The 13,765-nt window shown below is 68.2% G+C and carries 11 protein-coding genes and 2 tRNA genes; 4 read left to right on the forward strand and 9 right to left on the reverse strand.

Annotation, left to right across the window (positions count from 1 at the left end; all coding sequences use genetic code 11):
• Positions 1–255 precede the first annotated feature (255 nt).
• Positions 256–663 (reverse strand): flagellar basal body-associated FliL family protein, encoded by a 408-nt coding sequence (locus DS843_RS02445; RefSeq protein WP_286191895.1) that lies wholly within the window; start codon positions 661–663, stop codon positions 256–258.
• 174 nt (positions 664–837) lie between these two features.
• Positions 838–2,331 (reverse strand): NADP-dependent succinate-semialdehyde dehydrogenase, encoded by a 1,494-nt coding sequence (gene gabD, locus DS843_RS02450; protein ID WP_149467323.1) that lies wholly within the window; start codon positions 2,329–2,331, stop codon positions 838–840.
• Positions 2,332–2,598: 267 nt separating this feature from the next.
• On the opposite strand from gabD, the gene DS843_RS02455 reads away from it, so the two are divergent.
• The gene (locus DS843_RS02455) at positions 2,599–4,242 is read left to right on the forward strand and encodes an ATP-binding protein (RefSeq protein WP_167525175.1); all 1,644 of its coding nucleotides are present in this window, start codon (positions 2,599–2,601) and stop codon (positions 4,240–4,242) included.
• Here DS843_RS02455 and panC read toward each other — a convergent pair.
• The 4 genes from panC to DS843_RS02475 form a co-directional block, all read right to left on the reverse strand.
• Positions 4,229–5,122: a pantoate--beta-alanine ligase gene (panC, locus tag DS843_RS02460; RefSeq protein WP_149467325.1), complete on the reverse strand. Its 894-nt coding sequence runs from the start codon at positions 5,120–5,122 to the stop codon at positions 4,229–4,231. The genes DS843_RS02455 and panC overlap by 14 nt on opposite strands.
• 153 nt (positions 5,123–5,275) lie before the next feature.
• The gene (locus DS843_RS02465) at positions 5,276–5,440 is read right to left on the reverse strand and encodes a hypothetical protein (protein ID WP_014240656.1); all 165 of its coding nucleotides are present in this window, start codon (positions 5,438–5,440) and stop codon (positions 5,276–5,278) included.
• Positions 5,441–5,676: 236 nt separating this feature from the next.
• A tRNA-Val gene (locus tag DS843_RS02470) sits at positions 5,677–5,751 on the reverse strand.
• A gap of 147 nt (positions 5,752–5,898) precedes the next feature.
• Positions 5,899–5,973: transfer RNA gene (locus DS843_RS02475), tRNA-Val, on the reverse strand.
• 182 nt (positions 5,974–6,155) lie between these two features.
• On the opposite strand from DS843_RS02475, the gene DS843_RS02480 reads away from it, so the two are divergent.
• Positions 6,156–7,052 carry a DUF3108 domain-containing protein gene (locus DS843_RS02480; RefSeq protein WP_286191896.1) on the forward strand — a complete coding sequence of 299 codons (897 nt, stop codon included), beginning with the start codon at positions 6,156–6,158 and terminating at the stop codon, positions 7,050–7,052.
• Positions 7,053–7,070: 18 nt separating this feature from the next.
• Here the strand turns inward: DS843_RS02480 and DS843_RS02485 are convergent, their stop codons facing one another.
• Complete coding sequence (locus DS843_RS02485) at positions 7,071–7,310, reverse strand: hypothetical protein (protein WP_149467326.1); 240 nt, start codon at positions 7,308–7,310, stop codon at positions 7,071–7,073.
• A 176-nt stretch (positions 7,311–7,486) separates the two neighbouring features.
• The gene (gene gph / locus DS843_RS02490; RefSeq protein WP_149467327.1) at positions 7,487–8,164 is read right to left on the reverse strand and encodes a phosphoglycolate phosphatase; all 678 of its coding nucleotides are present in this window, start codon (positions 8,162–8,164) and stop codon (positions 7,487–7,489) included.
• 305 nt (positions 8,165–8,469) lie between these two features.
• Between gph and glmU the strand changes: the two genes are divergently transcribed.
• Complete coding sequence (gene glmU, locus DS843_RS02495) at positions 8,470–9,825, forward strand: bifunctional UDP-N-acetylglucosamine diphosphorylase/glucosamine-1-phosphate N-acetyltransferase GlmU (RefSeq protein WP_149467328.1); 1,356 nt, start codon at positions 8,470–8,472, stop codon at positions 9,823–9,825.
• A gap of 57 nt (positions 9,826–9,882) precedes the next feature.
• Complete coding sequence (gene glmS / locus DS843_RS02500; RefSeq protein WP_149467329.1) at positions 9,883–11,709, forward strand: glutamine--fructose-6-phosphate transaminase (isomerizing); 1,827 nt, start codon at positions 9,883–9,885, stop codon at positions 11,707–11,709.
• A 145-nt stretch (positions 11,710–11,854) separates the two neighbouring features.
• Here glmS and DS843_RS02505 read toward each other — a convergent pair whose 3' ends face one another.
• On the reverse strand, positions 11,855–13,720 hold the full coding sequence (locus DS843_RS02505; protein ID WP_149467330.1) for a PocR ligand-binding domain-containing protein: 1,866 nt from the start codon (positions 13,718–13,720) through the stop codon (positions 11,855–11,857).
• Positions 13,721–13,765: the final 45 nt, after the last annotated feature.

The raw sequence follows: 13,765 nt of genomic DNA on the forward strand, positions 1-13,765 counted from the left end.
GCCGCGCTCGGCACGCCGCGGGCTTGGCGGAAGGCCCCCGTGCGGGCGGCGCTCTCCTCAAGGTCGATGACCGAGCGGACCAGCGTCTCAACCGTGCGCCAGGGGGCATCGGCGGGATCAGTTGAAAGCATCCCCGGAAAACAGAGCCCGGCGCACTCCGTTACGCCGGACACATCTATCGCATCAGCCTCATGTTAGCGCCTATGGGAGGGAGGGACCCGCGCGCGAGCGCGGGAGGGTGGGGGCACCGTTGAGTTACCGCACCACCATCCGCTCCAACAGCACCTCGCGCACCCTGACGGACTGCGCTTCCCGCTTCATCACACTCGCCACGGTGCTTTTGATGAGATTGGCGCCGTCGGCCCCGGTCAACTGGTCCGGTTCGATCTGGCGCAGCCGGTCGGCCATCTGATCCGCAATGCGGGGAACGAAGGGGGTGGCCGGATTCGGGTCCGTTGTGGGGTCGATCTCCAGCAGGACGCGGATGTCCACCAGACGCGCGTCGCTGCCGCCCAGCGTGAAGGTCATCTGCGGCAGGGAGGCGTAGGTCTTCTGCGGCTTGCGCTCGCCGCCGGCGTTGCGCGCACCGGACTTGCCGGACATCACGGTCCAAGTACCCAGCGCGGCAAGCAGCACCAGGACCACCGCGATGATGATGGGCATCAGGGACACCGATTCTCCATCGGAGCGCCGCAGCAGCAACCGCACCGGCCCGCCTTTCCCCCGATCGGGGCTGTGGCAAATTCAGCGAAGATTTATTTTAGATAAAAAAGCGGGGCCGGTCAAAGCGCGTTGCGCGGCCGGCCCCGCTTTTTACCCGCAATCGGCCAGCGGCGGTCAGCCGCCGATGCCTCCCATGCACAGATACTTGATCTCCAGGAAGTCTTCGATTCCGTACTTCGAGCCTTCGCGCCCGATGCCGCTTTCCTTCATGCCGCCGAAGGGAGCGACCTCGGTGGAGATGATGCCCTCGTTGATGCCGACGATGCCGTATTCAAGCGCTTCCGCCACCCGCCACACGCGCCCGATGTCCCGGCTGTAGAAGTAGGCGGCCAGACCGAACTCCGTATCGTTGGCCATCCGCACGGCCTCCTCCTCGGTCTCGAAGCGGAACAGCGGGGCGACCGGGCCGAAGGTCTCCTCCCGCGCCACCTTCATGGCCGGGGTCACGTCGGCGAGGATGGTCGGCTCGAAGAAGCTGCCGCCGAGGTCATGCCGTTTGCCGCCCAGCACCACGCGGGCGCCCTTGCTGGTGGCGTCGCGGATGTGCTCCTCGACCTTCTCCACCGCCGCCATGTCGATCAGCGGTCCCTGCTGCGCGCCCTCCGTGGTCAGGCCGGGGCCGACCTTCAGCGCCTTCACCGCCTCCGCCAGCTTGGCCGCGAAGGCGTCGTAGACTCCGGACTGCACCAAAAGCCGGTTCGCGCAGACGCAGGTCTGGCCGGTGTTGCGGTATTTGGACGCGATGGCGCCCTTGACCGCCTCGTCCAGGTCGGCGTCGTCGAAGACCAGGAAGGGCGCGTTGCCGCCCAGTTCCAGCGCCACCTTCTTCACCGTTCCGGCGCATTGGGCCATCAGTTCCTTCCCGATCTCGGTGGAGCCGGTGAAGGTCAGCTTGCGCACCGTCGGGTTGCCGGTCATCTCCCCGCCGATGGCGCGGGCCGAGCCGGTGACCACGCTGAGGATGCCCGCCGGGACGCCCGCCCGCTCCGCCAGCACCGCCATGGCGAGCGCGGTCAGCGGGGTGGCCGTCGCCGGCTTGATGACCATGGGACAGCCGGCGGCCAGCGCCGGCCCGGCCTTGCGGGTGATCATCGCCGCCGGGAAGTTCCAGGGCGTGATGGCGGCGGTGACGCCGATCGGCTCCTTGGTCACGACGATGCGGCGGCCCGGCAGATGCTGCGGGATGGTGTCGCCGTAGACGCGCTTGCCCTCCTCCGCGAACCACTCGATGAAGGACGCGGCGTAGGCCACCTCGCCGCGCGCCTCGGCGAGCGGCTTGCCCTGCTCCGCCGTCATGATGCGGGCCAGATCCTCCTGATTCGCCATCATCAGGTCGAACCAGGTCCGCAGGATCTTCGCGCGCTCCTTCGCGGTCAGGGCGCGCCACGCCGGCCAGGCCCGCTCCGCCGCCGCGATGGCGCGGCGCGTCTCCTCCGCGCCCATCATCGGCACGCTTCCCAGGACGCTCCCGTCGGCGGGGTTGGTCACCTCCACGGTCTTCCCGCTGTCGGCATCGGTCCAGCGACCGTCGATGAAGCACTGGAATCGCAGCAGTTCGGCGTCCTTCAACCCAAGCCGGCGGGCGGTGTCCACGGAATCATACGGCATGGTGCCTTCCTTCCCTCGGTTCTTGCGCGCAGCCGCGCGTTCGGCAGAAACTATAGGGCGCGCCGCCGGGCCTGCGATGCTTTGCCGCCGCTGCGGCAATTCCTTCGCGCGGCACGGGCGGTTTGCCCTGGACAGCCCGTCGCGCCATTGTGCAGCATGGTCGTGGCGCATACGGCTGTGATGCAAGAAGTGGCCATCAACGGCCCGATGGAAAGCCGGATTCCGTCGTCCACGGGATCATGGCGCGCAGAGGGGAGATGCGGAGACATGGAGGACGCGGAATCGGCCTGCCGCCTGGACCGCCATGAACCGGCCGACCCCGAACGCTCCGCGCGCTTCGAAGCGCTGTTCGCCGCCACCGCTCACCTTGTCATCGTCACCGACCCGTCCGGCCTCATCCTCGACCTGAACCCGGCTGCGGAACGGCGGCTCGGCTACCGGCGGGAGGAACTGGCGGGCCGCGCCACCCCCGTGCTGTTCCACGACCGCCACGAACTGGCCGCCGAGGCCGCCCGCCTGTCGAGCGAGCTTGGCGAAGCGGTGGCCCCGGACTTCGCGGTCTTCACCGCCCTGCCCCGCCGCGGCAAGCCCTACCGCCGGGAATGGACCTTCATCCGCAAGGATGGATCGCACCTTCCGCTTTGGCTGGAGGTGACGGCCCTGCACGGACGGGACGGCGCCCTGCTCGGCTACGCCGGCCTGTCCAGCGACTCCGGAACGCATCAGGAGCGGGAGCGCGCCGCCGCCGATGCCCAGGCCGCCCTGCGCGCCCGCGAGGAGGCGGAACGCGCCAACCTGTCCAAGTCGAAGTTCCTCGCCGCGGCCAGCCACGACCTGCGCCAGCCTCTGCAATCCGCGCTTCTCTTCGCAGCGGCCCTCGCCCCCGGCCTGACCGACCCGCGCGCCCGGAGAACCGCCGCGAACCTGGAAATGAGCCTGGAGGCCCTGCGCGCCCTTCTCGACCGCCTGCTGGACATTTCCAAGCTGGACGCCGGGGCGGTGCAGCCCCGGACGGCGGACTTCCCCATCGCCACGCTGCTGGAGGAGTTGAACACCACCTACGCCCCGCGCGCGGCGGCCAAGGGATTGGGCTGGCGGGTGAACGGAGCGCCCGTTCTGGTGCACAGCGATCCGGGCCTGCTGGCCCGCATCCTGCGCAACCTCGTGGAGAACGCGTTGACCTACACGCTGGATGGCGGGGTCGAACTGCTTTGCGCCGTCGAGGAGAAGGATCTGACGATCACCGTGCGGGACAGCGGGATCGGCATCCCCGAAGACAAGCTCGATGAAATCTTCCAGGAGTTCACCCAGCTCGGCAACCCGGAGCGCGACCGGAACCAGGGGCTGGGGCTGGGTCTCGCCATCGTGCAGCGCCTGTCGCGTTTGGTCGGGCATCCCGTGCGGGTGCGGTCCCGCTTCGGCGTGGGCTCGGACTTTTCAGTCACCGTCCCGCTCGCCGCGCCGTCGGGCGCCACCCCGTGCGACAACCTGGAGGCGCCCGCCCCCGATGGAGGCGCCGCCGGCAACGGGCGCCTCGTCCTGCTGGTCGAGGACGACGCGCTGGTGCGTGCCGGGCTGGTGGCGATGGTCCGGCAGTGGGGCTATCGCACCATGGACGCCGGCTCCTGGGAGGAAGCGGACGCCGCCCTGCGCCGCAGCGGGAGGACGCCCGACGCGGTGATCGCCGATTACCGGCTGCGCGACGGTGTGACCGGCGTGTCCGTCCTGCGCGCGCTGGTGGACTTGTACGACACGCCCGTCCGCGCCCTTCTGCTGACCGGGGAGACCGGAGCCCTGCCACAGGCGGAGGCAAGGAGCATCGGATGCCCCGTGCTGTACAAGCCGATCAGTCCGGCCTTGCTTCAGGCCGCTCTCGGCGACCTGTTCCAGCCGGGTGTCAGATCGGAATGACGGGGACGTTGTCGATCAGGCGGGCCTTGCCCATCCAGGCGGCCGCCAGAAGGCGCGCCGGCCGTTCCGCGCGGGTGACGGGCGCCAGCGTGTCGGCATCGCGCAGTTCCACATAGTCGATGGCCCCGAAGCCGGCGGCGGTGATGCGCGCCCGCACCGCCTCCAGAACCGCGGCGGCCTCCGCCCCGCCCGCCAGCGCCGACGCGGCCTCGACGAGCGCGCGGTTCAGCTCCGGCGCGCGGGCGCGCTCGTCGGCGGACAGATAGGCGTTGCGCGACGACATGGCGAGCCCGTCGGCCTCCCGAACGGTCGGCAGCCCTTCCACCCGCACCGGGATGTCCAGATCGCGGGCGAAACGGCGGATGACCATGAGTTGCTGGTAATCCTTCTCCCCGAACACCGCCACGTCGGGCTGGGCCTGCAGGAACAGCTTCGTCACCACCAGGGCGACACCGCCGAACATCTGGGGCCGGAAGGTGCCGCACAGCCCCTCCGCCGGGCCGCCGACCGAGATCGCCGTTGCGAAGCCCTCCGGGTACATGGCGCGCACCGTGGGGGCGTAAAGCAGGTCGCAACCCGCCGAGGCGAGCTTGCGCGAATCCCCGGTCTCGTCGCGCGGGTAGCGGTCGAAATCCTCGTGCGGGGCGAATTGGGTGGGGTTGACGAAGACGCTGGCGACCACCCGGTCGGCCAGTTCCCGCGCGCGGCGCACCAGGGCGAGATGGCCGTCGTGCAGCGCCCCCATGGTCGGCACCAGGGCCACCGTCCTGCCCTCGCGGTGCCAGGCGGCAACCTGGGCGCGGAGATCGTCCACGCTGCGGACGACCGGCAGGGGCTGTTCCGACCCCGGAATGCGGGCGGTGGCGGCGAGGGAGGTCATGGCGGGTGCTCCACAGGCGTCATAAACGGCGCTGGGATAAACCGCCGGCCCGGCGCTGTCCAGTCATGGAATTAACGGGCAGCACCCGATCTTGAAATTTTTCCATCCTGCGGGCGGGATGGGCGGACGCCCGCCCCGGCCCGCGGACGGGGATCAACGCATCAACGTGACGACGACCAGATAGGTCAGGTTCACCCAGGCGCCGAGCGTGGCCAGGAGGACCAGGGTGGCCGGAGACAGGACCACCGAACCGAGGATCACGACGAGCGCCACGACCAGCAGGCCGAGGGCGAGAAGGGTCACGCGCGTATCTTCCATGTCACTGCTTCCAGGTGATTGAGAAAATCGAATGTCGGAAGCGATAGACGAAAACCCCACGCGCTGTAGCTGATCTGAATCAACTGCGGCGGCGTTCGTTCCAAAAAGACACGGCCGAAAGGACAAGGAATTCCGTGCGGTATCGGACCAAGCGGATTGGGCCGCGCAACCCAATGGATTGCCGGCTGCCGGTCGTCGTTGCTGTGAAGAACCGGATGACATCCGGGGCTTTGGGATGGTGGGCGCAGTAGGGATTGAACCTACGACCCCACCCGTGTGAAGGGTGTGCTCTCCCGCTGAGCTATGCGCCCATCCCAAAGAAACGACCGCCCAAAGAAGCGGCCGATGACACACCGCGAAGACGACGATGCGAGGCCCGACGGACCCCGATTTCGACCGATCCTGCGGTGGAGGGGATGGTACCATCCGCAAAGCCCATGAACCACCGGACTTTGGGATGGTGGGCGCAGTAGGGATTGAACCTACGACCCCACCCGTGTGAAGGGTGTGCTCTCCCGCTGAGCTATGCGCCCATCCCAGTAAAACCGCTTCGGCATCGGGCTCGTTACGCTGTCGCGTCGTTGCCGTCGCTGCGGTGAGGCGGGTTTCTAAAGGCCCCGCCCCCTCCTGTCAAGCACCTGTTTCGCACCAATATCAAAGAAGCCGGCGAAGACACCCGGTCACCCGGAGGCACGCCCCTGATGAGCAAACGGACATGACGCACCCGACCATGCTTCCCTCGGCCGCGCTTCCCTCCGCCGCCCTTGCCGCCGCCCTCGCCGCCGGTCTGTGCGCGGCGCTCGTCGGGTTGCTTCCCCTGCCCGCCCTCGCCCAGCGCTGGCAATTGGACTACCGCGTCCATGTCGGCGGCGTGGCCGTGCTCGACGCCCGGGCGGAGCTGACGCTGACGGAGGGTCGTTATTCCGTCCAGGTGAACGCGGCGACCGACGGCTTCCTGGGGCGCATGTTTCCCTGGGAAAGCCAATCGCTCAGCGTCGGCATGGTTCGTCCCGACGGCGTCGCCCCGATCCGCCACACCCAGACCGGCGTCCTGCGCGGCGCGCCCCGCGCCGTGACGCTGGACTACGGCCCGGACGGCAGCGTGCGGGCGCAGGTCTCCCCGCCTCCGGAGGAGGAGGACCGCGACCCCGTCCCCGAGGCGCTCAGCCGAAGGACCCGCGACCCGCTGAGCGGGGTGGTGGAGATGCTGCTGGCCGGGCTTCATGGTGAGGGATGCGGGCGGACGGTGCCCATCTACGACGGGCGCCGCCGCTACGACATGATGTTTGCGGATCGGGGGATGACCATGGTCGGGGTGTCGCGCCACTCCGTGTTCTCCGGCGCGGCACGGCAATGCCAGGTGTCCTACAAACCGGTGGCCGGCTACGAGCGCAGGCCGCGTCAATCCTTCTGGCAGCGCGGCAGCGGGCGGGAGGAGCGCCCGCCCGTCGATGTGTGGATCGCCCCCGTGGATGGTGCCGGCCCGCCCCTGCCCGTCCGGCTGGAAACCGACAGCGGGTTCGGCGGGGTGGTCGTCCATCTCACCGCCGCCCGCAAGACCGACCAGACGGCGGAACGGCCCGCCGGGCCGGAGGGTTCGCCCCTCCGCTGAGGGGCTCTCCGCCGAAGGTCAGGCGCGGCAGACCTCGCCGCCGCAGGCGGTCGGGTGGTACAGCAGCTCGGCCATGGGCCGTTCGGCAAGGGCCTGCTCGCACAGACGGTTGAACTCGGCCATCTGGCGCTGAAGCTCGCTGTGGTGGGCCATCATGCGGTCGAAGTCGGCGGTGGCCGATTCGATCTGGCTGCTGGCGTGATGGTGGGCGGCATTGCCGGTCTGGGTCTTTCCGGGGAAGGCAAGGATCTGGGCCATCGGATGTCTCCTTCACTCACCGCCATTCGATGCACCCATCCAACAACATTTACCTTTCGTTAGCCACTGTTAATCTCTCATTAACCATGACAAGAAGGAGACCTACGGCAAGGCCCCCGCTGGACCACTGGCCCCGCTTGACAAATGGACAAGGGGCGCCGGACGGAAGTCTCCGGTCAGGCCAGCCGGCGCAGGGCGTCCGGCAGATCGGTGAAGCAGTCCAGCAGGATGTCGGCGCCCAGATCCTGCACCGGCATCCGGGGGTAGCCGTAGGTCATCGCCACCACCGGAAGCCCGGCGGCGCGGGCGGCCTTCACGTCGTTGCCGTTGTCACCCACCATCGCGGCGGAGCCGCCGCCCAGCGCCTCCACCACCCAGGACAGATGACGCCCGTCCGGCTTCTTGACCGGCAGCGTATCGCCGCCGGCCAGCGCGCCGAACAGCGGCGACAGGCCGAGCCTGTCCAGCAGCTTCCGGGTGATCCGCTCCGGCTTGTTCGTGCACAGGCCCAGCCGGACGCCGCCGTCGGCCAGCGCCTTCAGCGTTTCCGGCACGCCGGGATAGAGCGCCGGAGGCTCGTCATCCTGGAAATAGGTTTCCAGATAATCGGCGAGGGCTGGCTTCAACGCCTCCTCGGACAGCGCCTCGCCGGTCGCGGCGAAGGCCTGCCGGACGAGGTTGGCCGAGCCGTCGCCCACCATGCCCCGCACCTGCTCCTCCGTCAGGGCGGGGCGCGCGAAGCGGGACAGGGTGCGGTTCAGGACACGGGTCATGTCCCGTGCGCTGTCGATCAGCGTGCCGTCCAGGTCGAAGACGACCGCGTAGAAGGGAATGGCGGAAGAGATGGCGGGCATGGGCAAGGGTTCCGTAGCGGATCGAAGGCGTGCGGCACCCCTTTCGATAGCACGGCCTTCCCCCGGCGGCGACCCTCCGTTCCCGCGAACCACCCCTGGCATAGGCCCTTCGGCGCCGCAGGCGCGGGATGCGTACACCCTCGGGCCGCGCTTTGTGTATGTCAGATTGACACAAAAGTTGACTTGGGGTCCCGGCTCCGGATGTGGCACTCAATGCTTGAGGACAGACCTTTCGCCCGGATATTGATGCGCACGCTTTTCCGCCCGTCCGCCATAACCCGCACCCAATACTGCAGGAACATCCGATGACTCCGCACCGCCCGCTCGCCTGCGTCATTCTCGCCGCCGGCAAAGGCACCCGCATGAAGTCGGACCTGCCGAAGGTCCTGCACCGCGTCGCCGGGCAGCCGATGGTCGGCCATGTCCTGTCCGCGGTGAAGGCGCTCGACCCCGACCATGTGGTCGTGGTGGTCGGCCCCGGCATGGACGATGTGGCCGACGCCGTCGCCCCCTACCCCACCGCCGTCCAGCACGAGCAGCGCGGCACCGCCGACGCCGTGCGCGCCGCCTTCGGCCTGCTGGAGGGCTTCGACGGCGACGTGGTGGTCCTTTACGGCGATACGCCGCTGGTCACCCCGGACACGCTGCGCGCCATGGTCGCCGCACGGCGCCAGCCGAGCGACCCGGCGGTGGTCGTCCTGGGCATGCGTCCCGACGATCCCGGCGCCTATGGCCGCCTGATCCTGAACGCCCGCGGCGGGCTGGAGAAGATCGTCGAGTATCTGGACGCCTCGGAGGAGGAGCGCCGGGTCACCCTGTGCAACGCCGGGCTGATGGCCTTCGACGGCACGCGGATGTTCGACCTGATCAACCGGATCGGCAACGCCAACGCCAAGAGCGAATACTACCTCACCGACGTGGTCCAGATCGCCCGCGGCAACGGCATGGCCTGCGCGGTGGTGGAGGCCGCCCCGGCTGAGGTCGTCGGCGTCAACTCCCGCGCCGAGTTGTCGGAGGTGGAGAGGCTGATCCAGCGCCGCCTGCGCAAGGCCGCCATGGACAACGGCGCCACCCTGACCGACCCGGACAGCGTCACCTTCTGCGTGGACACGCGGCTGGGCCGCGACGTGATCGTCGGCCCGCATGTGGTGTTCGGCCCCGGCGTGGTGGTCGCCGACCGGGTCGAGATCAAGGCCTTCAGCCATCTGGAGCAGGTGCGCGTGGACAGCGGCGCCCAGGTCGGCCCCTATGCCCGCCTGCGGCCGGGCGCGGAGATCGGCCCGGACGCCCACATCGGCAACTTCGTCGAGATCAAGAACGCGAAGATCGAGGCCGGGGCCAAGGTCAACCACCTGACCTACATCGGCGACGCGCGGGTGGGGGCGAAGGCCAACATCGGCGCCGGGACCATCACCTGCAATTACGACGGCTACGCCAAGAGCCACACCGACATCGGCGCCGGGGCCTTCATCGGCTCCAACACCGCGCTGGTGGCTCCGGTCAAGGTGGGCGACGGCGCGATCGTCGGGGCGGGCAGCGTGGTCACCACCGACGTGGAGGGCGACGCGCTTGCCGTGGCACGCGGGCGCCAGCAGGCTTACACCGGCTGGGCCAGGCGTTTCCGCGAACGGAAGCAAAACGAGAAAGCGAAAAAGGCGTAAGATTGCCCCGGTTGACCGTTCACCCGGCCCCGGCCATCATTCAGGAGTTGCAGGTTCATGTGTGGCATCATCGGCATCATCGGCACGCATGACGCGGCCCCCCGTCTCGTCGAGGGTCTCCGCCGCCTCGAATACCGTGGTTACGACAGCGCCGGCGTCGCCACGCTGGTCAAGGGTGGCATCGAGCGCCGCCGCGCCGAGGGCAAGCTGCTCAACCTCGACGCCAAGCTGCGCGAGGCGCCGCTTCCGGGCGTGATCGGCATCGGGCACACCCGCTGGGCCACCCACGGCGGCCCGACCGAGAACAACGCCCACCCGCACGCCACCCACCGCGTGGCCGTGGTGCACAACGGCATCATCGAGAATTACCAGGAGCTGAAGACCGAGCTGATCGGGCACGGCTACGTCTTCGAAAGCGCCACCGACACCGAGGTCATCGCCCACCTCGTCACCTATTATATGGAGAAGGAAGGGCTCGGCCCGGTCGAGGCCGCCTCCGCCTCCTTCAAGCGCTTCACCGGCGCCTTCTCGCTGGTGCTGCTGTTCTCCGGCGAGGAGGAGATGCTGATCGGCGCCCGCCACGGCACGCCGCTGGCCGTCGGTTACGGCGATGGGGAGATGTATTTCGCCTCCGACGCCTTCGCGCTCGCCCCGCTGACCAACCGCATCTGCTATCTGGAGGACGGCGACTGGGTGGAGCTGACCCGCACCGCCGCCGTGATCCACGACGCCTCCGACGCGGTGGTGGAGCGTCCGGTGAAGACCACCGCGCTGTCCGGCGCGCTGATCGGCAAGGACGGCTACCGGCACTACATGCTCAAGGAGATCTACGAGCAGCCGCAGGTCATCGGCGACACGCTGAACGCCTACATCAACCCGGAAACCGGCCGCATCACCCTGCCGGAGGCCAACTTCGACATCGCCAAGGCGACGAAGCTGACCATCGTGGCCTGCGGCACCGCCTATTACGCGGGCGTGGTGGCGAAATACTGGTTCGAGACGCTGGCCCGCCTGCCGGTCGAGGTCGACATCGCCTCGGAGTTCCGCTACCGCGAGGCGCCGATGCCCGAGGGCGGCGTGGCCCTGTTCATCAGCCAGTCGGGCGAGACCCTGGATACGCTGGAGGCGCTGCGCTACTGCAAGCGCCAGGGCCAGAAGATCCTGTCCATCGTCAACGTGCCGGAAAGCACCATCGCGCGCGAATCCGATGCGGTGCTCTACACGATGGCCGGTCCGGAGATCGGCGTGGCCTCGACCAAGGCCTTCACGACGCAGTTGACCACGCTGGCCTGCCTGGCGGTCACGGTCGGCTTTGAGCGCGGCGTGATCCCGGCGGAGCGGATGCAGCAGATCGCCCAGGCCCTGCGCGAGGTGCCGGCCCGCGCCGCCGACGTGCTGGCCCACGACGAACGCCTGCACGAGCTGGCGCAGGAGGTCGCGGAGGCCCGCGACGTGCTGTATCTGGGCCGCGGCGCCATGTACCCGCTGGCCCTGGAAGGCGCGCTGAAACTGAAGGAAATCAGCTACATCCACGCCGAAGGTTACGCGGCGGGTGAACTGAAGCATGGCCCCATCGCGCTGATCGACGAAAGCGTTCCGGTGATCGTCCTGGTGCCGTCGGACAACCTGTTCGAAAAGACCGTGTCCAACGTGCAGGAGGTCTGCGCGCGGTCGGGCAAGGTGCTGCTGATCGCCGACAAGAAGGGCATCGACAAGCTGTCCGACAAGGTCCGCTGGTCGCTGGAGCTTCCGGCCTGCGACCCCCTGGTCGCCCCGCTGCTCTACGCCATCCCGGTCCAGCTTCTCGCCTACCACGTCGCCGTGCTGAAGGGCACCGACGTGGACCAGCCGCGCAACCTCGCCAAGTCGGTGACGGTCGAATAAATCCGCCTGGTCAAGGAAAAAGCCCCCGCCCAACCGGCGGGGGCTTTTTCATGTCCGCTGTCGGCGGATGTACAATCCGGCTCCTCGCAGCCCGATCAACGCAAACTGCGGGAGAACTGGGAAACGGGGACCAGCGCACTCCCATTCAAGCCGGTGGCCTGGGGCACAACTCCATGACGATGCGGAGGAACAGGCTGACGTCGAGCGGCTTGGCGAGGTAGTGCAGGAAGCCCGCCTCCATCCCCCGGCGGATGACGCTGGGGTTGACGTTGGCGGATAGGGCGATGACCGGGATGTGACTGGTCCTGGGATCGGCCTTGAGCAGGCCCAAGGCCTCGATGCCGTTCATGCCGGGCAGGTTGACGTCGAGCACGATGACGTTGGGCTGGGCCGCCGCCGCCACCTCGATGCCGATCTCTGCGGTGGGTGCCGAGGCCAAGGTGAAGTCGGGCAGTTCGGTCACCAGATCGCGCATGAGCTGGAGGTTGACTGGATTGTCCTCCACATAGAGCAGCCTGCGGGGGGCCCCGGCGGTTATGCGCAGCGAATCGTGCGCATTTTCCTCGACCGTCTCCGGCGGGGCGGTCAGGGGACCCGGGCTGGCTGGCACCTCCACCCAAAAGGTGGTGCCGCGCCCCATCTCGGTCTCGAAGCCGATGCGGCCGTCCATGGCTTCCATCATGCGCTTGGTGATGGTCAGGCCAACGCCGGTGCCCTCGATTTCGGTGGTTTCGGCGCCCAGACGGTTGAACGGCTCGAAGATCTGGGAGTGCTTTTCAGGCGGGATGCCTGGGCCGTCGTCGGCGACCACGAAGCGCACCGAGCCCCCGCCACCCGCTTCCGCGGCCAAGCGGACGGTGCCGCCGGGACGATTGTACTTCACCGCGTTGGAGGTCAGATTGAGCAGCACCTGCTTCAAACGCATGTGGTCCGCGTACACCCACCCGGCCACGTCGTCGGCCACCTTCCAGTCATGGACCACCGTGGTGCCGCGAGTGGTGAAGGCACGGGTCAGTTCCAGCACCTCGGCCATCAGTGCCTTGGTTTCAATGGGCTCGACCGACAGCATCAGCACACCGCTCTCGATGCGGGCCAGGTCGAGCACCTCGTTGATCAGGCTGAGCAGGTGGTTGCCGCCTTTCATGATCTGCTGAACGCGGAAGCGCTGCTTGTCGTCGAGCGGCGCCGAGATGGCGCTGTCGAGGATCTGGGCGAAACCCAAGATGGCGTTCAGAGGCGTGCGCAGTTCGTGGCTCATGGACGACAGGAAGTCGGACTTGGCCCGATTGGCGCGTTCGGCGGCCTCCTTGGCGACGCGCAGTTCGTCCTGCTGGCGCTCCAGCTTGGCCAGGGCGTCACTCAGCGACCGGGTGCGCTCGAACACCCGTTCCTCCAACTCGTCGTGGGCGCGTTGCAGTTCTTCCTCGGCGCGCTTGCGCTCGGCCACCTCGGCCGCCAGGGTGGTGTTGGCGCGGCGCAGCTCCTCGCCCCGCAAGCGCAACTCCTCGTTGGCGATGCCCATGCTGGCGATCATGTTGGTGACGAGGGTGAAGAAGCCCATCATCAGCCGGACCCGGTCTTCCGAAAGAACCGGAACCCGGTTCAGGGCCGCAAGATAGTGCTCGTCGGGGAAGCCGAATTGGCGGGCCTGGGCCAGGAAAGCCTCGGCGTCGGGCCGCTCGAAGAAGAACTGTCCGGTGAAGAAGTTGCCGACATGCTTGCCCTCGACGACGATCGGCATGGCGGCGTCGACCAGACCGTTTCGGCATTTGTAGACTTTGTAGGGCTGCCCCTGATCGAGGCTGGCCGCCAACTCGGTGTCGCTTTCGTGGCACCGGGACGCGGTGCCCGGATGGACGCGGTGGAACCGCGTGCAGATATCCTGCCAGCCGGTGGCGACGAGAATGTTACCTTCGAGATCAAGGACAGCGGTCACCGCGCCGGTCAGGGTGGTAAATTCCTCGCAAAGCCTTTGCAGGTGGGCGATCGGCAGAAATTCCGACAATTTCACGGCATCCGCTCCGGCTTAGAGGGCGGGCAAAGGGTTCCCGTATTC

Origin of the sequence: Roseomonas genomospecies 6, assembly GCF_008365375.1 — a bacterium.
GTDB lineage: Bacteria > Pseudomonadota > Alphaproteobacteria > Azospirillales > Azospirillaceae > Azospirillum.

Excerpts from the sequence above, each read along its gene's own strand:
- DS843_RS02445 (WP_286191895.1), bottom strand. The coding sequence starts at position 663 with ATGCCCATCATCATCGCGGTGGTCCTGGTGCTGCTTGCCGCGCTGGGT.
- gabD (WP_149467323.1), bottom strand. The coding sequence starts at position 2,331 with ATGCCGTATGATTCCGTGGACACCGCCCGCCGGCTTGGGTTGAAGGAC.
- DS843_RS02455 (WP_167525175.1), top strand. The coding sequence starts at position 2,599 with ATGGAGGACGCGGAATCGGCCTGCCGCCTGGACCGCCATGAACCGGCC.
- panC (WP_149467325.1), bottom strand. The coding sequence starts at position 5,122 with ATGACCTCCCTCGCCGCCACCGCCCGCATTCCGGGGTCGGAACAGCCC.
- DS843_RS02465 (WP_014240656.1), bottom strand. The coding sequence starts at position 5,440 with ATGGAAGATACGCGCGTGACCCTTCTCGCCCTCGGCCTGCTGGTCGTG.
- DS843_RS02480 (WP_286191896.1), top strand. The coding sequence starts at position 6,156 with ATGACGCACCCGACCATGCTTCCCTCGGCCGCGCTTCCCTCCGCCGCC.
- DS843_RS02485 (WP_149467326.1), bottom strand. The coding sequence starts at position 7,310 with ATGGCCCAGATCCTTGCCTTCCCCGGAAAGACCCAGACCGGCAATGCC.
- gph (WP_149467327.1), bottom strand. The coding sequence starts at position 8,164 with ATGCCCGCCATCTCTTCCGCCATTCCCTTCTACGCGGTCGTCTTCGAC.
- glmU (WP_149467328.1), top strand. The coding sequence starts at position 8,470 with ATGACTCCGCACCGCCCGCTCGCCTGCGTCATTCTCGCCGCCGGCAAA.
- glmS (WP_149467329.1), top strand. The coding sequence starts at position 9,883 with ATGTGTGGCATCATCGGCATCATCGGCACGCATGACGCGGCCCCCCGT.